The organism is Roseococcus sp. SDR (genome assembly GCF_019083995.1).
Classification (GTDB): Bacteria; Pseudomonadota; Alphaproteobacteria; order Acetobacterales; family Acetobacteraceae; genus Roseococcus.
On record NZ_JAHRCU010000010.1, the window covers coordinates 123,881 to 147,928 of the forward strand.

Annotated in this window: 23 protein-coding genes and 1 tRNA gene; 10 read left to right on the forward strand and 14 right to left on the reverse strand. The window is 70.1% G+C overall.

The window, feature by feature from the left end; translation table 11 throughout:
• Positions 1 to 5: 5 nt before the first annotated feature.
• From KTR66_RS13210 to KTR66_RS13245, 8 genes are all read right to left on the reverse strand, one after another.
• Positions 6 to 446, reverse strand: a complete 441-nt coding sequence (locus KTR66_RS13210; RefSeq protein ID WP_213613075.1) for a nuclear transport factor 2 family protein — start codon at positions 444 to 446, stop codon at positions 6 to 8.
• Between the two features lie 11 nt (positions 447 to 457).
• The gene (locus KTR66_RS13215; protein ID WP_213613076.1) at positions 458 to 1,246 is read right to left on the reverse strand and encodes a helix-turn-helix transcriptional regulator; all 789 of its coding nucleotides are present in this window, start codon (positions 1,244 to 1,246) and stop codon (positions 458 to 460) included.
• 63 nt (positions 1,247 to 1,309) lie between these two features.
• Positions 1,310 to 1,396: transfer RNA gene (locus tag KTR66_RS13220), tRNA-Leu, on the reverse strand.
• Between the two features lie 48 nt (positions 1,397 to 1,444).
• Entirely contained in the window at positions 1,445 to 2,929 is a 1,485-nt protein-coding gene (locus KTR66_RS13225) for a tripartite tricarboxylate transporter permease (RefSeq protein WP_213613077.1), read from the reverse strand.
• Entirely contained in the window at positions 2,926 to 3,354 is a 429-nt protein-coding gene (locus KTR66_RS13230) for a tripartite tricarboxylate transporter TctB family protein (protein WP_213613078.1), read from the reverse strand. The genes KTR66_RS13225 and KTR66_RS13230 overlap by 4 nt, the downstream gene beginning before the upstream one ends.
• Positions 3,351 to 4,331 (reverse strand): tripartite tricarboxylate transporter substrate binding protein, encoded by a 981-nt coding sequence (locus tag KTR66_RS13235; RefSeq protein WP_213613079.1) that lies wholly within the window; start codon positions 4,329 to 4,331, stop codon positions 3,351 to 3,353. The genes KTR66_RS13230 and KTR66_RS13235 overlap by 4 nt, the downstream gene beginning before the upstream one ends.
• Before the next feature lie 98 nt (positions 4,332 to 4,429).
• Positions 4,430 to 4,852, reverse strand: coding sequence for a cupin domain-containing protein (locus tag KTR66_RS13240; RefSeq protein WP_249732094.1), 423 nt, complete (start codon positions 4,850 to 4,852; stop codon positions 4,430 to 4,432).
• Entirely contained in the window at positions 4,852 to 6,162 is a 1,311-nt protein-coding gene (locus KTR66_RS13245; protein WP_213613081.1) for an FAD-binding oxidoreductase, read from the reverse strand. Before KTR66_RS13245 ends, KTR66_RS13240 begins: the two co-directional genes overlap by 1 nt.
• Positions 6,163 to 6,312: 150 nt before the next feature.
• On the opposite strand from KTR66_RS13245, the gene KTR66_RS13250 reads away from it, so the two are divergent.
• Genes KTR66_RS13250 through KTR66_RS13280 form a run of 7 tightly spaced genes read left to right on the forward strand, consistent with a single transcriptional unit; the run spans position 6,313 to position 14,900 of the window.
• Positions 6,313 to 7,953, forward strand: coding sequence for an amidohydrolase (locus tag KTR66_RS13250; RefSeq protein WP_213613082.1), 1,641 nt, complete (start codon positions 6,313 to 6,315; stop codon positions 7,951 to 7,953).
• The gene (locus KTR66_RS13255; RefSeq protein WP_213613083.1) at positions 7,953 to 8,894 is read left to right on the forward strand and encodes an ABC transporter permease; all 942 of its coding nucleotides are present in this window, start codon (positions 7,953 to 7,955) and stop codon (positions 8,892 to 8,894) included. Before KTR66_RS13250 ends, KTR66_RS13255 begins: the two co-directional genes overlap by 1 nt.
• A 13-nt stretch (positions 8,895 to 8,907) precedes the next feature.
• Complete coding sequence (locus KTR66_RS13260) at positions 8,908 to 9,777, forward strand: ABC transporter permease (RefSeq protein WP_213613084.1); 870 nt, start codon at positions 8,908 to 8,910, stop codon at positions 9,775 to 9,777.
• Positions 9,778 to 9,794: 17 nt separating this feature from the next.
• Positions 9,795 to 11,399: an ABC transporter substrate-binding protein gene (locus KTR66_RS13265; protein WP_213613085.1), complete on the forward strand. Its 1,605-nt coding sequence runs from the start codon at positions 9,795 to 9,797 to the stop codon at positions 11,397 to 11,399.
• Between the two features lie 3 nt (positions 11,400 to 11,402).
• Positions 11,403 to 12,836: an amidohydrolase family protein gene (locus tag KTR66_RS13270; RefSeq protein ID WP_213613086.1), complete on the forward strand. Its 1,434-nt coding sequence runs from the start codon at positions 11,403 to 11,405 to the stop codon at positions 12,834 to 12,836.
• Positions 12,837 to 12,843: 7 nt separating this feature from the next.
• Entirely contained in the window at positions 12,844 to 13,830 is a 987-nt protein-coding gene (locus tag KTR66_RS13275; protein ID WP_213613087.1) for an ABC transporter ATP-binding protein, read from the forward strand.
• Positions 13,827 to 14,900 (forward strand): ABC transporter ATP-binding protein, encoded by a 1,074-nt coding sequence (locus KTR66_RS13280; RefSeq protein WP_213613088.1) that lies wholly within the window; start codon positions 13,827 to 13,829, stop codon positions 14,898 to 14,900. The genes KTR66_RS13275 and KTR66_RS13280 overlap by 4 nt, the downstream gene beginning before the upstream one ends.
• Here KTR66_RS13280 and KTR66_RS13285 read toward each other — a convergent pair.
• Genes KTR66_RS13285 through KTR66_RS13295 form a run of 3 tightly spaced genes read right to left on the reverse strand, consistent with a single transcriptional unit; the run spans position 14,897 to position 17,234 of the window.
• Positions 14,897 to 16,267, reverse strand: coding sequence for a HAMP domain-containing sensor histidine kinase (locus KTR66_RS13285; protein WP_213613096.1), 1,371 nt, complete (start codon positions 16,265 to 16,267; stop codon positions 14,897 to 14,899). The two genes, KTR66_RS13280 and KTR66_RS13285, sit on opposite strands and share 4 nt — an antisense overlap.
• Positions 16,264 to 16,929, reverse strand: coding sequence for a response regulator transcription factor (locus KTR66_RS13290; protein ID WP_213613098.1), 666 nt, complete (start codon positions 16,927 to 16,929; stop codon positions 16,264 to 16,266). Before KTR66_RS13290 ends, KTR66_RS13285 begins: the two co-directional genes overlap by 4 nt.
• The gene (locus KTR66_RS13295; RefSeq protein ID WP_213613100.1) at positions 16,929 to 17,234 is read right to left on the reverse strand and encodes a PepSY domain-containing protein; all 306 of its coding nucleotides are present in this window, start codon (positions 17,232 to 17,234) and stop codon (positions 16,929 to 16,931) included. The genes KTR66_RS13290 and KTR66_RS13295 overlap by 1 nt, the downstream gene beginning before the upstream one ends.
• 138 nt (positions 17,235 to 17,372) lie before the next feature.
• On the opposite strand from KTR66_RS13295, the gene KTR66_RS13300 reads away from it, so the two are divergent.
• The 3 genes from KTR66_RS13300 to KTR66_RS13310 are packed head-to-tail and all read left to right on the forward strand — an operon-like array spanning position 17,373 to position 19,063.
• Complete coding sequence (locus tag KTR66_RS13300; protein WP_213613102.1) at positions 17,373 to 17,642, forward strand: PepSY domain-containing protein; 270 nt, start codon at positions 17,373 to 17,375, stop codon at positions 17,640 to 17,642.
• A gap of 12 nt (positions 17,643 to 17,654) precedes the next feature.
• Positions 17,655 to 17,849 carry a hypothetical protein gene (locus KTR66_RS13305; RefSeq protein ID WP_213613104.1) on the forward strand — a complete coding sequence of 65 codons (195 nt, stop codon included), beginning with the start codon at positions 17,655 to 17,657 and terminating at the stop codon, positions 17,847 to 17,849.
• Between the two features lie 44 nt (positions 17,850 to 17,893).
• Positions 17,894 to 19,063, forward strand: coding sequence for an iron-containing alcohol dehydrogenase (locus tag KTR66_RS13310; protein ID WP_213613106.1), 1,170 nt, complete (start codon positions 17,894 to 17,896; stop codon positions 19,061 to 19,063).
• Here the strand turns inward: KTR66_RS13310 and KTR66_RS13315 are convergent.
• From KTR66_RS13315 to secD, 3 genes are all read right to left on the reverse strand, one after another.
• Positions 19,039 to 20,208 carry an EAL domain-containing protein gene (locus KTR66_RS13315; RefSeq protein WP_213613108.1) on the reverse strand — a complete coding sequence of 390 codons (1,170 nt, stop codon included), beginning with the start codon at positions 20,206 to 20,208 and terminating at the stop codon, positions 19,039 to 19,041. The genes KTR66_RS13310 and KTR66_RS13315 overlap by 25 nt on opposite strands.
• Before the next feature lie 125 nt (positions 20,209 to 20,333).
• Positions 20,334 to 21,362, reverse strand: a complete 1,029-nt coding sequence (locus tag KTR66_RS13320; protein ID WP_213613110.1) for a S1C family serine protease — start codon at positions 21,360 to 21,362, stop codon at positions 20,334 to 20,336.
• Positions 21,363 to 21,403: 41 nt separating this feature from the next.
• Positions 21,404 to 23,983 carry a protein translocase subunit SecD gene (secD, locus tag KTR66_RS13325; protein WP_213613112.1) on the reverse strand — a complete coding sequence of 860 codons (2,580 nt, stop codon included), beginning with the start codon at positions 23,981 to 23,983 and terminating at the stop codon, positions 21,404 to 21,406.
• Between the last annotated feature and the right edge of the window lie 65 nt (positions 23,984 to 24,048).

Below are 24,048 nucleotides of genomic sequence, written 5' to 3' on the forward strand. Positions count from 1 at the left end.
GCGCCTCACATCTGCTTCACGCCCTTGAGGTAGAGGTTCACGACGCTGGCATCGCTCGGGAAATGCTCGGGCGCCACGGGCGTGAGCTGCGCCTGGATGCAGAGCCATCGCCCGCCCTCGCGCAGATAGGTGTCGGTATAGGCGGTCATGCCGCTGGTCTCGCGGCCGCCCTCGCGCATCACCCATTTGTTGGTGGCGCGCACCAGCGCGACATCGCAAAGCACGGTGATCTGCTCATCGCGCGTGTCCCAGTGCAGATAGACCTCCGGATCGAAGCCGGTGGCCCAGCCGACCAGGTAATCCGCCCGGTTGATGCGCCGGCCGCTGCTGGAGATGCAGAGGAAGGCCGGGTGCAGGATGGCATCGTGCCCGGTGACGTCATTGGTCACGAAATTGTGGATGAAGCGTGCATTGAGGGCGCGCAGTTCGTCGAGGGCCTCTGGCATGGCGGTCTCCGTCACGGGGTCTGGGCATGGGCGGCCGTGGCATCGTCGGCCGGGTAGAAGCATTCGATCTTCAGCTGCTGCAGCGCCGCGTCCTGCGGCATGGCAAAGGTGGTGAAGGTCGAGAAGTAGTTGAGCCGCAGCTCGCCCAGGGCGAGCTTGAGCGTGGCCACGGGGCCGCTGCCGGGGGCTGCCGCGCCGGCCGGCAGGTCCGGATAGGCCTGCAGCTCCGCCAGCAGCCGGGCCGCCGCCGCGCCGCCCTGCGCGGCCTCGCGCAGCAGGATCTGCAGCATGTGGCCCGCGAATTCCGCCCAGTTCGCGATGAAGGGCCGCAGCCCGCGCGGGTGGAAGACCACATGCATGGCATTGCCGCGGTGCCGCTCCTCCATCGCATAGGCGGCCTGGAAGGGCGCGAAGACGCGCCCCGCCGCGGCGTTGCGCAGCCGGATCTCCCAGCCGCCATCCAGCACCAGGCCAGGATGCGGCTCCTGCTGGCGCAGGATGAAGTCCAGCGCCTGGCGCACATGCTGGAAGCCGGTGGAATCCAGGTCCTGCGGCGGGAAAGGGGGCGCGTAGCCCGCAGCCCCATGCAACGTGTTCTGCGCATCCAGTGGCAGGTCGAGGCTGGCGCCCAGCAGCCGCACCATCTCCCGGCTTGGCGCCGCGCGGCCATTCTCCAGATAGGAGAGGTGTCGCGCGGAGATGCCCGCCTCCAGCGCCAGCTCGAGCTGGCTGAGGCGCCGAAGCTGGCGCCAATGGCGCAGGAGCGGGCCGAAGGGCGCGGCGGGGCGGGGGCGGGTCACATGGCCAGACTAGCGGGGGCGGACCGGCTCGCAATGACGTCGGAGGTCATGCGCGAAAGGATGTGGTGCGGGCGGTCGGAATCGAACCGACACTCTGTCACCAGAACCGGATTTTGAGTCCGGCGCGTCTACCAGTTCCACCACGCCCGCATGTCGCCAGTCCTACACGCCGGGGCGGCGCGCTTCAACACCCCAAGGTCAGGCCGCGCGGCGGCGCGCCAGCAGCGGCCAGAGCAGCGCGCCCAGCGTCATCACCCAGAGCGCGATGGAGACGGGCGAGGCGACCAGCGCCATCACATCCCCATCCGAGAGCGACATGGCGCGGCGCAGATTATCCTCCAGCATGCGCCCCAGCACGAAGCCCAGGATGATGGGCACCAGCGGCACGTCGAGCTTGCGGAAGGCCCAGCCCATGATGCCGAAGCCGATGGCCAGCAGCAGGTCGAAGGCGGAATTGCTGGCGGCATAGACGCCGGCGAAGCTCAGCGCCAGCACGCCCGGATAGAGCACCCAGGCCGGCACCGTCAGCAGCCGCGCGAAGATGCCGACCAAGGGCAGGTTCAGCAGCAGCAGCATGCAATTGCCGATATACATCGACGCAATGAGGCCCCAGGCCACATCCGGCTTCTGCTCGAAGAGCAGCGGCCCCGGCGTGATGTTGTACATCAAGAGCGCACCCAGCAGCACGGCCGTCGTCCCCGAGCCCGGAATGCCGAGCGAGAGCATGGGCACGAGGTTGCCGATCTGCGCGGCATTGTCCGCCGTCTCGGGCGCGGCCACGCCGCGCATGTCGCCCTGGCCGAACTTGCCCGTGTTCTCGTTCAGCCGCTTCTCGGCGGTGTAGGAGAGGGCGCTGGCCACCGAAGCCCCCGCGCCCGGCAGCACGCCGATGACGAAGCCGATGCCGGTGGCGCGGAACATCGCCGGCAGGCAGAACAGGATTTCGCCGAAGGTCAGCCGCTGGCCATGCCCGAGCTTCGCGGCCTCGGCCCGGATGCGCGTCTCGATCAGCAGCAGGATCTCGCCGATGGCGAAGAGCCCGATGGCGAGCACGGTGAAATCCAGGCCCCCCAGCAACTCCATCGAGCCCGCGGTGTAGCGCTCGACGCCGGTGCCGGAATCGATGCCGACCATGGCGAGCAGGATGCCGAGGCACCCCGCCGCCCAGGCCTTGGGCGCCGAACCCCCGCCGACCGCGCCGAGCAAGGAGAGCGCAAAGGCGATCAGCGCGACATAGTCGGCCGGCGAGAAGGCGACGGCGACGCGCGCGAGCGGCACCGAGAGGAAGCTCATCAGCACCACCGCGATGGTGGCGCCGACGAAGCTGCCGATCCCGGAGATGGCGAGCGCCGCTCCCCCGCGCCCCTGCTTGGCCAAGGGGTGCCCATCCAGCGTGGTCAGCACGGCCGAGGGCTCGCCCGGCATGTTGAGCAGGATCGCCGTGATCCGCCCGCCATAGCCCGAGCCGTAATAGACGGCGGCCAGCAGGATCAGAGCCGATTCCGGCGGCAGCTTGAGCGCGAGGCAGAAGGGCAGCAGCAGCGCGATGGCGTTCAGCGGCCCGATGCCCGGCAGCACGCCGATCGCGGTGCCGATGATGCAGCCGATCAGTGCGAGGAACAGGTTGGTGGGCTGGAGCGCCACGGCGAAGCCGCCACCCAGCGCGGCGAAGGTTTCCATCATGCGCCGAGGAATCCTTTCGGCAGGGGCAGATCCAGCACGCGGTCGAACAAGGCCCAGAGCACCGCGCTGGTGATGAGCCCCGTGCCGATGGCGGCGAGCGGACGGGCGCCGAAGAGCAGCGCCACGCCGATGGCGAGCAGGGCGGTCGCCACCAGGAAGCCCAGCGGCACCAGCAGCAGCGCATAGGCGGCCATGACCAGCACCAGCAGCGGCGGCGCCGCCTTGCGTTCCGGCATCTCAAAGGCCGGCCCGCGCGGCACCAGCAGCAGCGCGCCGCAAAGCCCCATCAGCAGGGCGACGGTGGAGGGAAAGGCGCGCGGCCCCAGCGGGTCGGCCGCGAAGGGCACCTCGAGCGACTGCGCCGACCAGATGGCCAGCGCGGCAAGAGCGACGAGGAAAACCCCGAGCAGCCGCCCGGCCGTCATTGTGTCTGCGTCACCAGCCCGACCTCGCGCGCGAGCTGCCGGAACTCGGCCGTGCGGCGCTTGGCGAGCTCGGCATATTCGGCGCCGACCAGGTTGAACTCGAACAGCCCCTGCGCGGAGCGCGCCTCGGGCCAGGCCGGATTGGCCTGCAGGCGGCGGATGGCATCCACCCAGAAGTTGTAGGCGGCGTCCGGCATCTGCGGCGGGCCGTAGAAGCCGCGCACGATGGGCCAATCCACCTCCACGCCCTGCTCGCGCGCCGTCGGCACCTGGGCCAGCGCGCCCGGCAGGCGCTGGGCGGAGAGCACGGCCAGCAGCCGGATCTCGCCCGCCTCGAACTGGCCACGCACCTCGGAGGCATCGCCGGGGAAGACCTGGATATGTCCGCCCAGCAGGGCCGCCATGGATTGCCCGCCGCCCTCGAAGGGCACGTAGCGCATGCGGCGGGGGTCGGCGCCGGCGGCACGGGCGATCAGCGCTGCCTTGTGCCAGTCCTGGCTGCCCACGGCGCCGCCGGCACCCATCGGCACGCTGGCGGGGTCGGCGCGGAGTGCGGCCATCAGCTCGCCCAGATTGGTGAAGCGGCTGTCGCGCCGCACCGCGATCACGCCGTAATCCGCGCCGATGGCGCCGATCCAGCGCACGTCGTTCTCGGCGAAGCGGCCAAAGCGCCCCTGCGCCATGTTCACCCAGGAGCCGGTGGAGACGGCGACGATGACATTCGCATCCGTCCGCCGCTGCGCATTGATGTGGTTGATGGCGACGGCGCCGATGCCGCCCGGCATGTTCTGCGTGCGGATGGGCTGCGTCACGATGCCCGTCTCGTTCAGCATGCGCGTCGTGAGCCGGCAGGTCAGGTCGAAGCCGCCGCCCGGGGCGGCGGGCGCGATGCATTCCGGGTTCTGCGGGGTAAAGCCTTGCGCCCGGGCCGCGAACGGCATGAGTGCGGTGGCGGCGAGCAGCGCGCGGCGTTGCATGGAGGTCTCCCCGGTGCGGCCGCGCAACGAGTTCATGCGCGGCCTTGAGTGACTATCTGCGCTTTCCTGCGGGATTCAGCGCGGCGTTGCAAGCGCCCTCAGCCCGGCGCCGGCACCAGGCCGTGGCGCCGCATGATCTCCGCCAGGCGCGCCGGATCAGGCGGCCCGCCCGCATTGATGACGGCGGCCATCTCGCGGAAATACTCAGGCCCCAGCACGCCCGGCGTCAGCACGGAAAGGGCCTTGGCCGTCTCGCTGCCGCGATTGGCGAAGTGATGCACCGCACCGCGCGGGATGAAGACGCAATCGCCCGGGCGGGCGTTGATCTCCATCCCGTCCACCGTCCAGGTCATCTCGCCCGAGAGGCCATAGACCGTCTCCTCCCAGGCCTCGTGGTAATGCGGGATGGGCACGCGCGCGCCGGCGGGCACGATCAGCTCGAACATGTCGAGGCTACCGCCTGTGCTGCGCTTGTCGGCCAAGAAGCGCAGCTCCAGCCCGCCCACACGGATGATCTCCATCACGCCAGCACGCGGTCCACGCGGTCCCGCAGCCGATACCAGCCGCCGACGATGGGCAGGAACCAATCGGGATTGCCGTCATAGAAGGCGCGCGTCGGGAAATGCAGGCTGTCCAGCGCGAAGCCCTCATTGGCCGCGCCCGCGATCTTCAACGCGGCATTGTGGCCCATCCAGCTCGCCATCGCGACCCCGCTGCCCTGGCAGCCGGCGGCGTAATGCACGCCGTCCTCGACGCCCAGATGCGGCAGGTAGTCGAAGGTGAAGGCGACATTGCCCGTCCAGGCGTGCGTGATGCGCACATCCTTCAATTCGGGCAGCACCTCCAGCATCATCGCGTAGAGCGTGGGCGCGGCCTCTTCCGGCGTGCCGGGCCCGAAGCTCGCCCGCCCGCCCCAGAGGATGCGCTTCCCGTCCGGCGAGGGACGGTAGTAGTTCAGCACGCGCTTGGTGTCGCTGATCATGTGCCGATGCGGGAAGATCCTGTTGATCCGCTCCTCGCCCAGCTCCTCGGTCGCGATGATGTAGCTGCCGATGGGCATGAGGCGCTTGGTCAGCCAGGGCATGGGCCCGCCGCGGCTATAGCCGTTGGTCGCCATCAGCACCGCATCGGCCCGCATCTCGCCGCGCGTGGTGACCAGGCGGAAGCCGCCCGCTTCCTTCACCGTCTCCGTCACCCGGACCTGGTCCACCAGATGGGCACCCAGCCGCTCGGCGGCGGCGGCCAGGCTGCGCGCATATTTGCCGGGATGCAGGCTGCCCGCGCCCGCCGCATGCAGGCCGCCATAGTAATGATCGGTCGCGACGAAGCCGCGCACGCCGGCCTTGTCGATCATCGTGGCCGCATCGCCGCTGATCTCCTCGATCCGCGCGCGATTGCCGGCGAGTGTGGCGAGGTGCTTCGGCGTATAGGCGCCGACGAAACGGCCTGAGCGCACATAGTCGCAATCGAGCCCCTCGCGCGCGATGAGTTCCTCGATGAAGGGGAAGCTCGCGCCGCAGGCGCGCGCGATCTCCGCCGCGCGCTCCTCGCCGAAATTCTTGGTGAGCGGCCCGCGCGCCACCTTCAGCCCGCCCGAGACCATGCCGCCATTGCGCGAGGAGGCGCCCCAGCCGATGCGCTCGGCGTCCAGCACCGTGACCTCATGGCCCAGGCGCCGCAGCGTGAGTGCGGCGGAAAGCCCCGTATAGCCGCCGCCCACGATGGCGACGCGGGAGCGTTCCGGCAGCGCATTGTCGCGCGAGGGCGGCTCGGCCGCCTCCCACCAGAAGGGCTTGGCCTGGAATCCGGGCGCGAAGATGCGGTCGTTCATGGCGCTGCCCAAGGCTTCGGCATGTGGTGTCCTCCTTGCTGCAATCAGAGGGTTGCACGGGCGATGCACCTCGCGAAAGGGCTGCCTGTGCGGTTGACGCGATGGCAAGGCCAAGGGAGCATGAAAATCTGATCACGAAAGAGGGCCGGGTTGAGCGCGGACATCATCTTCACGGGCGGCGGCGTTTTCCGCAGCCTCCACTCCGGCATGGCCGAGGCATTGGCGGTGTCCGGCGGGAAGGTGATGGCGGTCGGCAGCGCCGCCGAGATCGAGGAGCTGGCCGGGCCGGATACGCGGCGTGTGGCCCTTGATGGCCGGCTTGCGATTCCCGCCTTCCACGAAGCGCATATGCACCTGCTGCCCTTCGGGCTCGGCCTCTCCATGGTGAATCTCCGCGCCGAGGAGGTCCGCACGCTGGAGGAAGCCCGCCGCCGCCTGCGCGAGGCGGCGCAAGCCACCCCCAAGGGCCAATGGGTGATGGGCTGGGGCTATGATCACGGCGCGCTCGACATCGGCCGCCACCCGACGGTCAGCGAGCTCGACGCCGCGGTGCCCGACCACCCGCTGCTCATCATGCGGACCTGCGGCCATATGGGGGTCGCGAACAGCGCGGCCCTGCGCGCCGCCGGCATCGGCCACAACACGCCCGATCCCGAGGGCGGCGTGATCGAGCGGCGCAATGGCGCGCTCACGGGCCTGATCCAGGAACGCGCGCTCAGCCTCATCAAGGCCGCCATGCCCGCCCCCGACGAGACGCGGATGGTGAACGCGATCGAGGCCGCGGGCCAGCGCCTGGCCTCGCTCGGCTTCGCTTCCGCCACCGACATGAATGTGGGCATGAGCGGCGGCCTCGCCGAGATCGCCGCCTTTGAACGCGCGGCGCGTGAGGGCCGTTGCCTGCAACGCATGTGGCTCGTGCTCGCCGGCAATCCCGAGGGCATCGCCGATGCCGCCTGGGAGGGCGGCCTGCGCCCCTGGAAGCCGGGCGATGACCCGCAAGCACCGCTGCGCTGGGGTGCGGTCAAGGTCTTCGCCGATGGCAGCGCGGGCGGGCTCACCGCCGCCTTCTTCGACCCCTATCTCAAGGAAGCGGGCGGCGGCACCGGCGTCTTCACCTTCCCGACCGAGGCCATCCACGCGCTGCTCAAGAAGTTCCATGACCAGGGCTGGCAGCTCGATATCCACGCCATCGGCGATGCCGCGATCGAGCAGGTGCTGACCGGCATGGAAGAAGCCGGCGCGACCCCCGAGCGCCGCCACCGCATCGAGCATTGCGGCTTCGTGACGCGCGACCAGCGCCGGCGGATGAAGGCGCGCGGCATCCTGCCCGTGCCGCAGCCCGTCTTCATGTACGAGTTCGGCGACCTCTACCTCCGCAATCTCGGCCGCGCGCGCGCCGAGGCCGCCTATCCGATGAAGACCTGGCTCACCGAGGGCCACCACCCCTCCGCCTCCTCCGACAGCCCCGTCTCCACCGTCGAGCCCTGGCCCAATCTCTTCACCATGGTGACCCGCCAGACCAACCGCGCGACAGTGCTTGGCGCCGACGAACGGCTGAGCATCCAGGAGGCGCTGCATTGCTACAGCTGGTGCGGCGCCTATAGCAGCTTCGCCGAGGGCGCCCGCGGCACGCTGGAGCCCGGCATGGATGCCGACATCGCCATCCTCAGCCAGGATGTGACGGCCCTCGCGCCCGAGGAATATCTGGGCGTCCGCTGCGACGTGACGCTGCGTGGCGGCATCGCGATCCATGACCGGCATGATGAACTCAGGCGGGGGGAACTCGCCTGATGCTGCGCCATGCCCTCCACCGCATCGGCCTCGCCATCCCCGTGCTCTTCGGCGTTTTGCTGATCGGCTTCCTGCTCATGCAGGTCGTGCCGACCGACCCTGCCACGGTGCGCGCCGGCCCGCAGGCGACGGCCGATGTCGTCGCCGCCATCCGCACGGAGCTGGGGCTGGACGAGCCCATCTGGGTGCAGTTCGGCATCTATCTCGGCCGCCTCGCGCAGGGGGATCTCGGCGTCTCCATCATCAACAACGTGCCGGTGACGCAGGAACTGGGGGCCACCATCGGCCCGACGCTGGAGCTGATGTTCGCCTCGCTGCTCTGGTCAATCCCCACGGGCATTTTCCTCGGCACCATCGCCGCCTATTGGCGCGGCTCGCTGCTCGACAAGGCGATCATGGCGGTGAGCGTGGCCGGCGTCTCGGTGCCGGTCTTCTTCCTGGGGCTCGTGCTCATCTGGTTCGTGGGCTTCCAGTGGCAGTGGCTGCCCTTCACCGGGCGCGGCGGGCCGCTGTGGAGCATGGACGGGATCCGCGCGATCATCCTGCCCGCCGTCACGCTGGGTGGCGTCCTGGTCGGCCCCGTGGCGCGGATGACACGCACGGCCGTGGTGGACACGCTCTCGGCCGACCATGTCCGCACCGCCCGTGCCAAGGGTCTCTCCGAGCACCTCGTCGTGCTGCGCCACGCGCTGCGCAACGCGCTCATCCCGGTCGTCACCCTGATCGGCCTGCAGATCGGCTTCCTGCTGGGCGGCGCGGTGGTGACGGAGACCATCTTCTCCTGGCCCGGCGTGGGGCGGCTTGCGGTGGGTGCCATCCTTTCGGCGGATTTCCCGATGGCGCAGGGCACCATCATCGTGCTCTCCGCCGGCTTCATCCTGATCAATCTGACGGTGGACCTGCTCTACGCGGTGCTCGACCCCAGAGTGCGGCAGTCATGAGGGGGCGGCAGTCATGAGCGCCACCACGGCCACCGCCACGCCCGAAGCTCCGCGTCGCCCCACGCCGCTGCGCATGCTGATGCGCGACACGGGCGGCGCCATCAGCCTCGTCTTCGTCCTGCTCATCATCGCCGCCGCCGTCCTCGCCCCCTGGCTCGCCCCGCGCGACCCGTTCGAGACGGATCTCATGGCGATCATGCAGCCGCCTTCGGCCGAATACTGGTTCGGGACGGACGGGCAGGGGCGCGACATCTTCTCCCGCATGCTCTACGGGCTGCGCATCACACTCGGCATGGGTCTCGCCTCGCTCATCGCGGGCGGCGTGATCGGCGCGCTGATCGGCTTCCTCGCCGCCTTCTACAAGCGGGTGGATGGGCTGCTCATGCGCTTCATGGACATGCTGCTGAGCTTTCCGGCCATCCTCTTCGGCCTGGCACTCGCCGCCATCTTCGGCCCGGGGCTGACCTCCGTCATCATCGCGCTCGCCATCGCGACCGTTCCGCTCATGGCGCGCATCGTGCGCAGCTCCGCCCTCGTCGTCATGGGCCTCGACTACATCGAAGCGGCGCGCGCCATCGGCATGAGCGATACGCGGCTCATCCTGCGGCACCTGGCACCCAATTGCCTCTCCGCCATCTTCGTCTTCTCCACGCTCCGGCTCGGGCAGGTGATCCTGCTGGGCTCGGCCTTGTCCTTCCTCGGCCTTGGCGCGCAGCCGCCCATGGCGGAGCTGGGGGCCATGGCGGCGCAGGGCCGCAACTTCCTCTTCATCGCGCCGCATATCAGCGTGATCCCCTCCGTCGGGATCTTCGTGATCGTGCTCGCCTTCAACCTGCTGGGGGATGCGCTGCGCGACGCGCTCGACCCCCGGCTTCGCATCTGAACAAGGGAGTGACAAGCATGCGCAATCTTTGGAAGCGCGCGGCGCTGGGCGGCCTCGCCGCCCTCGGCCTCGCGGTGACGGCTGAGGCCCAGACCCAGCCACGCAACCAGATCACGATCATGCGCGAGATCGACAGCGACCGCTACGATCCGCACCGCTCCACCGCGCTGGCGGCGGGCGAGGTGCTGACCATGCTCAGCGACACGCTGGTCAGCATGGATTTCGACATGCGCACCATCCAGCCGGGCCTCGCGCAGCGCTGGGAGGTCTCGCCCGATGGCCTGACCTACACCTTCCACCTGCGCACCGACGTCACCTTCTGCGACGGCAAGCCCTTCACGGCCGAGGACATGGCCTTCAGCCTGAACCGCTGGATCGGCCGCACCACGCCGCGCGTGGCCTCCCCCGTCGCCTGGCGCGCCGGCAATGTGAAGGAGATCCGCGCGACGGGCCCTCACACGCTGGTCTATGAGCTGAACGAGCCCTTCGGCGAGCTGCTCTCCCAGCTCACCCTCTTCTTCGGCTCCGCCATCGATCCCGCGACGGTCGAGCGGCTCGGCGACAATTTCGGCGTGCAGGGCTTCAATGGCACGGGCCCCTATTGCTGGGGCAACTGGACGCCGCGCAACGAGATGGTGCTGACGCGCCACCCCAACTACCGCTGGGGCCCGCCCGCCCTCGAGAACCGTGGCCCCGCCCATGTCGAGCGCATCGTCTGGCGCGTGATCCCGGAGGCCGCGGCCCGCGTCGCGGCACTCCAGGCCGGCCAGGCGGATGTGACGAACTACATCCCCGAGGCCTTCTGGGACGCGATCCGCCGCGTGCCAACCGTCACCACCTCGCAGCAGCCCAACTACTTCTGGGACTTCTTCATGGGCTTCAAGGTGGACAAGCCCGTGGTGAGCGACGTCGCCATCCGCCGCGCCGTGCATCAGGCGGTCAACCGCGAGGGCCTGGTCCGCGCCGTCTGGTCCGGCCATGCGGAAGTCGCGCGCAACATCATCAACCCCCGCGCGCCGGATTATGACGCGCAGTCGGATGCCATGGTCCCCGCCTTCGACCAGGCCGCCGCCCGCCGCACGCTGGATGAGGCCGGCTGGCGCATGGGCAGCGACGGCATCCGCGTGAAGGACGGCCAGCGCGCCACCTTCCTGCTCTATGGCATCAACACGCTGGCCAACCAGCGCTCGGGCGAGATCATCCAGCAGGCGCTGCGGCAGGTCGGCATCGAGATGCGCGTGCAGCTCTTCGACGCGACGGTCGCCTGGGGGCGGCTGGCCACGCAGGAGTTCGACGCCTTCTTCCTGAGCTACCCGTACCTCTCCGCGACGGATGCGCTGAACCTCTACTGGCCGAGCCGCAACCGGCCGACGCCGAACCGGATGAACTGGAACAACCCCGAGACCGACGCCTGGCTGGAAGGTGCGCGCCGCGCCATCGACCCGGCCGAGCGCGCGCGCCTCGCCGCCAATGTCCAGCGGCAGCTGGCCCAGGAAGCGCCCTGGCTCACGCTCGCGCGCAGCCAGATGGTGGTCTTCGCCAACCAGCGCGTCACCGGCGCCCGGGCGCATGGCCTCTACGGCATCGGCATCTACAAGGGCCTGGATCTGAGGGTGCGCTGAAACATGACCATCACGCTCATCAAGAACGCCGATCTCGTCGTCGCCTGGGATGAGGGCGAGAAGCGCCACGCCTACCTCCCCGGCGGCGATGTCGCCTTCGAGGATGGCGTGCTGCGCTTCGTCGGCCGCGGCTATGAGGGCACGGCGGATGTGGAGATTTCGGGCAGCGGCCTCATGGTCATGCCCGGTCTGGTCAACATCCACTCGCACCCGACCAGCGAGCCGATGAACAAGGGGCTGATCGACGAGATCGGCTCCCCCGGCCTCTACAACTCCTCGCTCTACGAGTTCATGCCGATCTTCCGCTCCGATGCGGAAGCCATCCCGGATTGCGTGCGCGTGGCGCTGTCCGAATTGCTGCTGAGTGGCGTCACCACGCTGGCCGACCTTTCCATGGCCCATCCCGGCTGGCTCGACCTGCTGGCCGAGGCGGGGATGCGCGTCTGCATCGCGCCCATGTTCAAATCGGCCCGCTGGTTCACCAAGAACGGCCATGTCGTCGAATATGAGTGGGACGAGGCGGCCGGCGTGAAGGCGATGGAGGAGGCCTTCGCCCTCATCCAGCGCGCCGAGCAGCACCCGTCAGGGCGCCTCTTCGGCATGGCCTGCCCGGCGCAGATCGACACCTGCGCGCCCGAGCTGCTGCGCGACAGCCGGGCCGAGGCCAAGGCGCGTGGCCTCTCCTGGCAGATCCACGCGGCGCAATCGGTCGTCGAGTTCCACGAGATCACGCGCCGCCACGGCTTCACGCCCATCCAGTGGCTGCACGAGATGGGCCTCTTGGATGAGCGCGCGGTGATCGGCCACGGCATCTTCCTGGATGACCACCCGAGCACGCCCTGGCACACCAGGCGCGACCTCGACATCCTGGCCGATACCGGCACCACCGTGGCGCATTGCCCGACGGTCTTCGCCCGGCGCGGCATCACGCTCAAGGATTTCGGGCGCTACAAGCGGCGCGGCGTGAATCTCGGCGTGGGGACGGACACTTATCCGCACAATATCCTCGATGAGATGCGGCTCGTCGCCTACCTCGCCCGCACCCAGGCCAATGACCCGCGCACCATGACCACGACCGATGTCTTCGACGCCGCCACCATCGGCGGCGCGCGGGCGCTGGGCCGCAACGACATCGGCCGCCTCGCGGCCGGCTGCCGGGCGGATTTCGTGCTGGTGGATGCCACGCATCCGCGCATGCAGCCCAATCACGACCCGGTCCGTGCGCTGATCTATGCGGCGGGCGACCGTGCCGTGCGCGATGTCTATGTGGATGGCATCAAGGTGGTCGGCGATGGCCAGGTGCTGACCATGGACTTCAAGCAGGCCGCCCTGAACCTGAGCGAGGCACAGAAGCGCATCGTGGCCCGCGCGCCGCAGCAGGACTGGGCGCATCGGCCGGTGGACAAGATCGCGGCCCCCACCTTCAAGTGGCTGTGATGGGAGCATGAACGGACCACTCCTGCAGATCGAGAACCTCCGCACCGTCTTCCGCACCTCGGGCGGGGATGTCGCGGCGGTGGATGGCGTCTCGCTCGAGGTGCCGCGCGGCCGCACGCTGGGCATCGTGGGCGAGAGCGGCTGCGGGAAATCCGTGCTCTCCCTCTCCATCATGCGGCTTGTGGCGCATCCGGGGCGGATCGCCTCGGGCCGCGTGCTGCTGGAGGGCAGGGACCTCGCCGGCCTCTCCAATGCCGAGATGCGCGGCGTGCGCGGCCGCGACATCGGCATGATCTTCCAGGAGCCGATGACCTCGCTGAACCCGGTGCACACGGTGGGCTTCCAGATCACCGAGGGCATCCGCGCGCATGAACCGCATGCCAGCAAGGCCGAACTGCGCGAGCGTGGGATCGCGGCGCTCGCCCGCGTCCGCATTCCCTCGCCGGAGCGGCGCTTCGACGAATACCCGCACCAGCTCTCGGGCGGCATGCGCCAGCGCGTGATGATCGCGATGGCGCTCGCCTGCTCGCCCCGCCTGCTCATCGCGGACGAGCCGACCACGGCGCTGGACGTGACGGTCCAGGCGCAGATCCTGGATCTGCTGCGCGACCTCCAGGCCGAGACGGGGATGGCCATCATCCTCATCACCCATGACCTCGGCGTGATCGCGGAAATGGCCGATGACGTGGCCGTGATGTATGCCGGCCGCGTGGTGGAGCGCACCAGCGCGCGTGACCTCTTCGAGGACCCGCAGCACCCCTATACGCTGGGCCTTCTCGGCTCCATCCCGCGGCTCGATGAGGATCGCGAGCGGCTTCTCGCCATCCAGGGTGCCGTGCCGCCGCCCTTCGCCCTGCCGCCCGGCTGCCGCTTCGCGCCGCGCTGTCCCTTTGCGGTGGAGGCCTGCCGTGCCGAAATCCCCGCACTCCGCGCCATCGGCATGGGGCATGAGGCCGCCTGCCTGCGCGCGCCCGTCGAGGAGGCGCTGGCATGAGCGGCGTGAACCGTTCCGCCGATGGCGGCGCCCTGCTCGAGGTCGAGAACCTCGCCAAGCACTACCCCGTCCGGAGCGGGCTGATCCTTGCCAAGGAGATCGGCCGCGTCCGCGCCGTGGATGGCGTCTCCTTCACGCTCCGCCGCGGCGAGACGCTGGCGCTGGTGGGCGAGAGCGGCTGCGGCAAATCCACCACCGCGCGCCTGGTGTTGCGCCTCATCGAGCCGAGCCAGGGCAGCGTCCGCTTCGAGGGCACCGACATCACGAAGCTGGAGGGTCCGACGCTCAAGGCCTTCCGCCGCCGCGCGCAGATCGTCTTCCAGGATCCCTACGCCTCGCTCAATCCGCGCCTCACGGTTGGCCAGACCATCATGGAGCCCCTGGAAGTCCATGGCATCGGCGATCCCGCGTCGCGCCGCGCGCGGGTGGATGAGCTGCTGCGCCTGGTCGGCCTCGCGCCCTACCAGGCCGCCCGCTTCGCGCATGAATTCTCGGGCGGCCAGCGGCAGCGCATCGGCATCGCCCGGGCGCTGTCCACCGAGCCCGACCTCGTGGTCTGCGACGAGCCGGTCAGCGCGCTCGATGTCTCCATCCAGGCGCAGGTGGTCAATCTGCTGCGCGACCTGCAGCAGCGCCTCGGCCTCTCCTACCTCTTCATCGCGCATGACCTGGCGGTGGTGAAGCATGTGGCCGACCGCATCGCCGTCATGTATCTCGGCCGCATCGTGGAGATCGCGGAGAAGCGGGAGCTCTTCGCCCATCCGCGCCACCCCTATACGCGCGCCTTGCTGGCCGCGATCCCGCATCCGGACCCGTCGCGGCGCGGCAAGGTGCAGCCGCTTGGCGGTGATCTGCCGAGCCCGCTCAACCCGCCCTCGGGCTGCCGCTTCCACACGCGCTGCCCCTTCGCCATCGAACGCTGCAAGGTCGAGGAACCCGCATTGACCGATGGTGTCGCCTGCCACCGCGATGGCGACCTGCCGCCGCATGGCCTGGATTTCTCGGGCGGGCTGACCGAGAAGGCGGCGCGGCGCATGGCGCTCTACGCGGCGGGCAACGTCGCCGGTTAGCCGGCGGGCAGACGCAGCGTCACCGTCATCGCCCCTGGCGCGGTCGGCCCCAGGCCGAGCGCGCCGCCCACTTCCTCCAGGATCTCCCGCGCGATGGCGAGGCCGAGCCCCGTGCCCGGCCCCGCCTCGTCCAGCCGCCCGCCGCGGCGAAGCGCCTCGGCATGGCTCTCGGGCGGTAGGCCCGGCCCGTCATCGGTCACGGTGATCGCAACGCCCGGGCCATCGCGCGTGATCGTCACGCGCACGCTCTCCCGCGCGAATCGCGCGGCGTTCTCCATCACGGCGCCCAGCGCCTCGGCCAGGTCATCCTCATGGATCGCGGCCTCACTCCCCTCCGCGCCCTCCACCGCCCAATCCAGCCGCGCGCCCGCTTCGGTGCGCGCCAGAACCGCCACCAGCCGCCGCGCCACGCGGACAGGATCGGCACGATCCGCCCTGCCGCGGAGCGCCCGCCGCGCTCGGGAGAGCTCTCGTTCCACATGGCGGCGCATCGCTTCCGTGGCCTCACCGACGGCCGTTGCCGTCTCGCGCCGCTCCTCCTCCGTCATCGGCCATTCCAGGCGCTCGGCCTCGGCCAGCAGGACCTGGATCGGCGTCTTGAGCCCATGCGCGAGATCTCCCGCGCGCGCCCGCGCGGCGGCGATGTCGCGCTCGCGCTGTGCCAGCAGCCCGTCCAGCTCGCGCGCCAGCGGCAGGATCTCGCTCGGGAATCCCTCCTCGCCCAGCCGCGCCGCCCGGCCCGAGCCGATGGCGATGAGCCGCGCCCGCATCCGGCGCAGCGGCGCCAGCCCCACCGCCACCTGCGCCGCGAAGGCCGCCAGCAGGGCGAGTGCAATCACGCCGAGGAAGGGCAGCAGGTCGCGCCGGAAATTCGCCGCCGCCTCGCGCAGTTCCGCCGCGTCGCGCGCTGCCAGCACCACCAGCCGCTCGCCGCCCAGCCGCGCCGGCATCGTCACCGGCAGGCTGAGCGCCAGCAGCGCCTCCCCGCCCGGCCCGGCCAGGGGAAACAGCGTCTCATCCGTCGGCGCGCCCGCGGGCGCCGTCAGAGTCGCATCCCAGAGCGAGCGCGATTGCAGCAGCGGCGGCCCGCCCGCGGCGCGCGAGACCTGCCAGTAGAAGCCCGAGAGCGGCCGGTCATAGCGCGGGTCGCCCGGCGGTGCGCTGAGCGCCCAGTCGCCCCCGGCCGGCCGGTCGATCTGCGCCGCGATCCCTTCGGCGAGGGCGGAGAGTTCCCGCGCCAATTGCCGCTCCGCATGCCGCTCGAACAGGAGCGAAAGGCCGGCCATCGCGGCGGCCAGCATCAGCCCCGCCGCCACCAGCCCCGCCAGCAGCAGCCGAAGCCGCAGTGAGCGCGCCCAGCTCGTCAAGCGGGCGTCGTGGCGAGCGCGTAGCCCAGGCCGCGCCGTGTCTCGATCACCTCGCCCCCCAGCTTGCGCCGCAGCCGCAGCACCAGCGCCTCGACGGCATTCGCATCGCGCGCGTCGTCATCGCCATAGAGCTGCTCGACGATGGTGCCGACCGAAACGGCTTCACCGGGCCGATGCGCCAGCAGGCTCAGGAAGCGCCATTCCAGCGCGGAGAGCGCCACGGGAATCCCATCCAGCCGCACTTCCTTCAGCCGCGTGTCGAGGGTGAGCCGTCCGGCCTCGATCACCGGCGAACCCAGTCCCGCCGCGCGCCGCAGCAAAGCCCGCACACGCGCCAGCAATTCCTCGATGCGGAAGGGCTTGGGCAGGTAGTCATCGGCACCTGCATCAATGCCCTCGACGCGCTCGGACCAGGCGCCGCGCGCCGTCAGCACCAGCACGGGCATGTGCCGCCCCGCGCTGCGCCAACGCTTCAGCACGGCGAGGCCATCCATGCGCGGCAGGCCGAGGTCGAGCACCGCCAGCGTGTAGTCCTCCGTCTCGCCGCGGAACAGTGCCTCCTCACCATCGCCCACCACCTCCACGCGATAGCCCGCCGCCTCCAGCGCGCGCTGGACATGGGCGGCGATTCGCGGGTCATCCTCGGCCAGCAGGACGCGCATCAGTCATCCACCTTCAGGATGCGGCCCGTCGCGGCATCCACCTCGAATTCGCGCCGCCGCCCGCCGCGCATCAGCACCTTGATCTCATAGACGAAGCGCCCGTCCTCCTCGTCCAGCTCCACGCCGATCACCTCGCCGCCCAGCTGCGGGCGCAGCATGGCGAGGATCTCGGAGAGCGGCAGGATGCGCCCCTCGGCGATGGCGCGGCGCACGCGCTCCTGCTCCTCGCGGCGCCGGCGGTCATTCGCGCGGGCGGGCAGGGCAGGGGCGAGCAGCGGCAGGGCCAGCAGGGTGCGGCGGAACATCACCTGCCTTCCCTACCGCGCGCCCGCTGACGGAATCCTGACGGCGGGGCGCGGCGGCCCGTCAGGGGGGCCTCGCTACACATCCTCCCACACCCGCTGGATCGGCCGGCGGGGTGACAGACGGAAAGACCGACCCCCATGCGCAAGACGCTCCTCCTCGCCGCCCTCGCCACCAGCATCGCAGCCGGCCCGCTGGCCGCGCAACCCGCCGCCACCACGACGCGCTTCGCCGACATCGCCGCCCGCCTGGAAGGCCAGGGCTTCCAGATCCAGGAGATGGAGCGGAAGAACGACCGCTTCGAGGTGAAGGCGATGAACGCCCAGGGCCAGCGCCTCCGCCTCGACGTGGATGCGACCACGGGCGCGATCCTGCGGCAGGACGCGCGCACCCGCGACGGCCACCGGTAAGGGGAGGCGGCGATGCACCTCCTCCTCGACCCGACCGGCGCGCGGCTGATGCTGTTTCTCCTCGCCCTCGCCGTGGCGCCCCTGGTCCTGATCTGGATGGACAAGCGGCGCCGGGAGGAGGTGCGCGCCGCCCGCCGCCGGGGCGACGCCCCACACGCCTGGGCCTCCCTGGCCTGGGCCGGTCCGGGCACGACGCTCGGCGCCTGAGGCCCCCCTGTTCCAACCCGGGCGGGCGCGCGTAACCTCGCGCCATGACCCAGAACATCTTCGCCCCACGGCACATGATCATCGGCGGGGGCAGCCTCTCCCGCCTCGGCGAACTCCTGAAGCAACTCGGCTTCTCGCGCCCGCTGGTCGTCACCGACCCCTGGATGCAGAGCAGCGGCACGGTCGAGAAATGCCTGGAGCCCATGCGCGCCGCGGGCTTCGCGCCCGGCGTCTTCCACGAGACGGTCCCTGATCCGACCGATACGGTGATCGCGGCCGGCGTGGCGGTGCTCCAGTCCGGTGATTTTGACGTGCTGATCGGCTTCGGCGGCGGCAGCCCGATGGACACGGCCAAGGCCATGGCGATCCTCGCCGCCGCCCCCGCCGGCACGCCCATGTCCGCCTTCAAGGTCCCTGTCGCGGCCGACCATGCGGCGCTCCCCGTCATCTGCATCCCCACCACCGCGGGCACGGGCAGCGAGGCGACGCGCTTCACCGTCATCACCGATGTGGCGCGGGACGAGAAGATGCTGATCGCGGGCCTCGGCGCGCTGCCGCTCGCCGCCATCGTGGACCATGAACTGACGCGCACCGTCCCCGCCCGCACCAAGGCGGATACCGGCATCGACAGCCTGACCCACGCGCTGGAGGCCTATGTCAGCAAGCGGGCGAACAGCGTGTCGGACATGTATGCCGAGCGCGCGATGCGCCTGATCGGCCCGCATCTGCGCCGGGTCTACACCGACCCCGCCGATGACGCGGCGCGGGAGGCGATGATGCTGGGTGCCACGCTGGCCGGCCTGGCCTTCAGCAATGCGAGCGTGGCCCTGATCCATGGCATGTCGCGCCCCATCGGCGCGCATTTCCACGTGCCGCACGGCCTCTCCAACGCCATGCTGCTGCCCGCCGTGACCGGCTTCGGCCTGAACCACGCCCTGCCGCGCTATGCCGAGGCCGCGCGCTGCATCGGCTGCGCGGCGCCCGGCGACGCGGATCAGGTGGCGGGTGCCAAACTCATGGAGGAATTGCGCGCCCTGAACCGCGAGCTGGAGGTGCCGAGCCCCGCCGCCTATGGCATTCCGCAGGCGAAGTGGAACGCGCTTCTGCCGGTGATGGCCGAGCAGGCGCTGGCCTCGGGCAGCCCGGGCAACAACCCGCGCGTGCCCGATGCGGCGCAGATCATGGAACTCTACGTCGAGGCCTTCGGCGCCTGAGGCTTCGGCGCCTGAGGCTTCCGCGGGGGCGCCAGCCCCTCCGCGCTGCGCCAGCGCTGGTTCCAGGCCGGCAGGGCCACCACCGGCAGCGGCCGGCCCATCAAGAAGCCCTGCGCGCGCGCCACGCCGAGGAAGCGCAGGGTCCGCAACAGGGCAGGGGTGGAGACGCCCTCCGCCGTCATGGTCAGGCCGCGCTTGGCCATGCGGTGCACCTGGTTCCGCGCCCGGGCCGATTTCGGCAGCGACTGCACCAGCGAGCGATCGAGCTTGATGCCGGCGAAATCCAGTCGCAGCAGCCGCTGGCGCGGATCATCCAGCAGGTAGTCATCCATCAGCACGCCATGGCCGGCCGCCTTCAGCCGCCGCAGCGTCCGCGCCATGCGCGAGAGATCGCGCACGGGCGCCGTTTCGGTCAGCTCGATCATCAGCCGGCGGCGGGGGAAGCGCGTGCGGCTGAGCTGATGGCCGAGCCAGGCCACCACGTCACGCTTGTCGAGCTCCGGTGCGGGCAGGTTCACCGAGACAGGAATGCCAAGCCGGGCAGGCAGGCGGGACATGTCGCGCGCCGCGATGCGCGTCACCGCCGCGGCCAGCGGGCGGGAGAGGCCCATCTGTTCCATGGCCGGGATGAAGTTCACCGGCGTCAGCGCCACCGGCTCGCTTCGCCAGCGCGCCAGCGCCTCGACGAGGACGAGGCGGCGCGTGCGGACATGGATGATGGGCTGGTAGCGCAGCAACAGGCTGTTGCCCTGCAGCCCGGCCTGGAGGCGATTGGAATTGCGGCTCGCCCGGTTCGCGTCATGCGCCAGATGCCGCGTGCCGCCCAGCAGCCCGCGCAGGAAGGCGCCGTCTTCGGAGAGGGCGGCCTCCGGCGTCAGCAGAGAGATGACGGCGGCGGGCGAGGCCTCGGCCATGGCATCCACCAGGGATTGCTCGATCGGCAGCTCGCCATCCTCGAGGATGAGGTGGCTGAAACCGCTCACGCTGGTGACCACGGCGCGCAGCACCTCACGCTCGGTGCTCAGCACGAGCGGAGGGTGGCCGCCCAGAGCGGCGACGGCCAGGCGGCTGGCCTCGATCAGGCCAGGGTCGCAGGCAATGACCAGCACGCGCGCCGGGGAGCGCGCCTGGGGGGCGGAACGCATTGCTGCCGCCGTCTCGCCTGTCTCAATTTTCGTCAAAAATCAGGCCCAATTAACTTAAAATTGAGACTAGCCCATTCCGCCCCAAAATCCAAGACGGTCGCCGGCGGCCCGTCGGGATCCGATGTTCAGCGAGCTGCCACAAGCAATGGGATGGTCCAGAATCCCTCCGGGGCTATGGCAAATTCAAGTCCGCCCTGGCGGCCGACGCCGAAGGTCGTGATGCCGATCAGATTGCCCCGGGCGTCATAGAGCCCCCCGCCGCTGGAACCTGGGGCCACCGTGGCCGAACTCTGCACCAGCGCAATCCCACCCCGGCTGCGCAAAGCCGAGAGAATGCCCTCGGTCAGCGTCAGCTCCAGCCCCAAGGGGGCGCCGATGGCGTAGATCCTCTCACCCACGCGCAGATCGCCATGCGGGCGGAGATGGCGGATCGGCGTCAGGCGGTCCGCCTCGGTCTGAAGCACGCAGCGATCCCCTTCCAGGTCCATCGCCGAGACGCTCGCGGGCAGCGAGTCGCGCCCTCGCACCAGGCGGATCGCGGCGCCGGCGCGGACGACATGGCAATTGGTCAGCACATGGCGTGGCCCCACCGCCACCGCCGAGCCCTGGACCGGGCCGCGCCCGGGAATGCCCGCCTCGACGATCACGCGCCAGGTGGAAGCCTGGTTGGCCGCGAAGATTTCGGTCGCGGGGATGTCCCGCGGGGGGGCGGGGCCGGGCCTGGGCGGCAGGGGGAGCGGATGTGTGGCGTGGCGGGGGGCTGCCGCTTCCGCCAGGGCCGCCAGCCGGTTGAGCCCCTCGCGCATGTCGCGATTCACCGCGGCGAAGCAGGCGCTTTGTGGGCGCGCGCGGGAGGCGCCGGCCTCGTCGCAGAGGCGCGGCAGCAACGCCTCCTGCCGCGCGACGCAGCTTGCGTCATCCGCGAAGGGGAAGGCGGGGCCGGGAAGGCTCAGGCGCAGATTGCCGCAGAAGCGGCGGTTCAGGCCGCGCATGGCCTCGGCGCGCTCCTGGCTCCAGCCGGCATAGGGCGGGGCCTGGGGGCCTGGGCCGGGCTGGGCGCGCACCCAGGCGGCGGCTGCTTCCCGCACGGCCGGCCCACCTGGCTGTGCGGCCGCCGGCAGCGCCAGGACCAGAAACAGGGCCAACAGGATCATGCCTCAGTATGCCGGCGCGGGTGCCGGCACGCCAAGACGATTCACCGGATCGCGGTCTGCCCCTTCGGCGCCACCGGCTCCAGCTCGCCCCGCCGCAGCGAGTTGCGCCCGCTGAACAGCACGATCGGGGCCGCGATGAAGACCGAGGAGGAGGCCGAGATGAAGATGCCGAACACCATCACCCAGGCGAAGCCGGCCAGCGTATCGCCGCCGAAGAGCGCCAGCGGCAGGGCCGAGAGCAGCAGTGTCACCGAGGTGCCGAGGCTGCGGTTCAGCGTTTCGTTGATCGAAAGGTCGGTCAGCTCCTGCAGGGGCATCGTCTTGAATTTGCGCAGATTTTCGCGCATGCGGTCGAACACCACGACCTTGTCGTTCGCGCTGAAGCCGATGACGGTCAGGATGGCCGCGATCGTCGTCAGGTTGAACTCGATCTGGAACAGGACCATGAAGCCGATGGTCTTGGTGGTGTCGAGCAGCAGCGTGCTGATGGCGGCGACGCCGAACTGCCATTCGAAGCGCACCCAGATATAGATGAGCATGGCGATGAGGCTGAGGCCGAGCGCCGTCAGGCCACCTCGGAACAGCTCATCCGAGACGCGGTTGCCCACCGCCTCCACCCGCATGATGCGGATGCCGGGGGCCGCTGCCTCCAGCGCGCCGCGCACCGTGCTCACCACCTGCTGCGTCTGCGCCTCCTGCGCGGGCGCGGGCACGCGGATGAGCAGCGTGCTCTCATCACCGAATTGCTGCAGGCCGACATCGCCGACGCCCAGCGTCGCGGTTGCTGCCCGCAGCGCGTTGATATTGGCGGGCCCCTGGGTCCGCACCTCCATCACGATACCGCCCTTGAAGTCGATGCCCTTCTCCAGGCCCGGATAGAAGGCGCCGATCACCGAGGCGGTGGAGAGCACGCCCGAGACGACGAGGCCCGCGACGGCGCCGCGCATGAAGGGGATCTTCGTCACATCCGGGCAGAGCCGGAAGAGCGGCCGCGCCAGGCGCTGGAAGAAGCTCAGACCGGGCTTCTCGAGCACCGGCAGCTCCTTCGGCCGGCGCCAGCGGTACCACCAGACAACCAGCAGGCGGGTGACGACCGTCGCCGTCCACATCTGCACGATGGTGCCGATGGCGACCGTGACGGCGAAGCCCTTCACCGGGCCTGAGCCGAAGCCGTAAAGGCAGGCCATGGCGATGAGGTTGGTCAGGTTCGAGTCGAGAATCGTCCCCGAGGCCTTGGTGTAGCCGATCTCCAGCGCGTTGATCGGTGACCTTCCATTCTTCACCTCTTCACGGATGCGCTCATTGATGAGGATGTTCGCATCCAGCGCGGTGCCCAATGTCAGGACGATGCCGGCGATGCCGGGCAGCGTCAGCGTCGCTTCCAGCAGCGAAAGACACGCAATCAGCAGGATGATGTTGATGGCCAGCGCCACATTGGCGAACCAGCCGAACAGCCCGTAGGCGAAGCCCATGTAGAGGAAGACGAAAGCGACACCGACGGCCAGGCTGATGATGCCGGCCCGGATGGCATCCGCCCCCAGCTCGGGCCCTACGGTCCGTTCCTCCACCACCGTCAGTGGCGCGGGCAGGGCGCCGGCGCGCAGCAGCACGGCCAGGTCATTGGCCGAGCGGACAGTGAAGTTGCCGGAGATCTGCCCGCGGCCGCCGGTGATGGGCTCGCGGATGTTGGGGGCCGTGATCACCTTCTCATCCAGGACGATGGCGAAGGGGCGGCCGACATTGGCACGGGTGATCTCGCTGAAGCGCCGGGTGCCGACCGAATCGAAGGTGAAGTTCACCACCCATTCGCCGGTCCGGCTGTCCTGGCTGGCGCGGGCATCGGTCAGGTTCGCGCCATCCACCTCGACGCGGCGGCGCACCGGATAGCGCTCGCCCGCGCGCTCGCCGGGCAGGAACATGATCCCGGGCGGGGGCGTCGCGGCCTGGGTGTTCACCGCCTCATCCAGCAGATGGAAGGTCATCCGCGCGGTACGGCCCAAGAGGTTCTTGATGCGGTCGGGGTCCTCGACGCCGGGGAGCTGCACCAGGATGCGGTTCAAGCCCTGCCGGACGATCGTTGCTTCCACCACGCCCGTCTCGTCGATGCGGCGGCGGACGATCTCGATGGACTGCTCCACCGCGCTGGTCGCCTTGGCGCGCAGCCCGGCCTCGGTGACGGTGGCCGTCAGCAGGCCTTCCGCGTTGATCGCCACCTCGATGTCGGGCTGTTGCGCGCCGCCGCCGACATTCACGGCATTGGCCAACTCGCGCACCACGCGAAGCGCCGCGTCACGCTGGCTCGCTTCGGTGATGCGCAGCGACATGCGGCGCTGGTCAGGCTGGGCGGAGAGGCCGGTGTAGGAAATGCGCGGATTGGCCTGCGTCATGCCGCGGCGCGTGCCCTCGACCAGGCCCTCCAGGCGCTCGCGCAGCAGGACGGAGGTGTCCACCTCCAGCAGCAGGTAGGAGCCACCGCGCAGATCCAGGCCGAGCGAGATCTGCCGCACCGGCACCCATTCGGGGAAGGCGGCGCGGGGCAGCAGGTTGGGCAGGCTGACCAGCGTGCCCAGCAGGCAGACGAGGATAATGGCGGCCGTCTTCCAGCGCGCGAAATACATCATGACGAGACGAGGCCCTGACCTGAAAACCGCCGGAACATGACGAGGGGGAGGGGGGGATGCAAGCC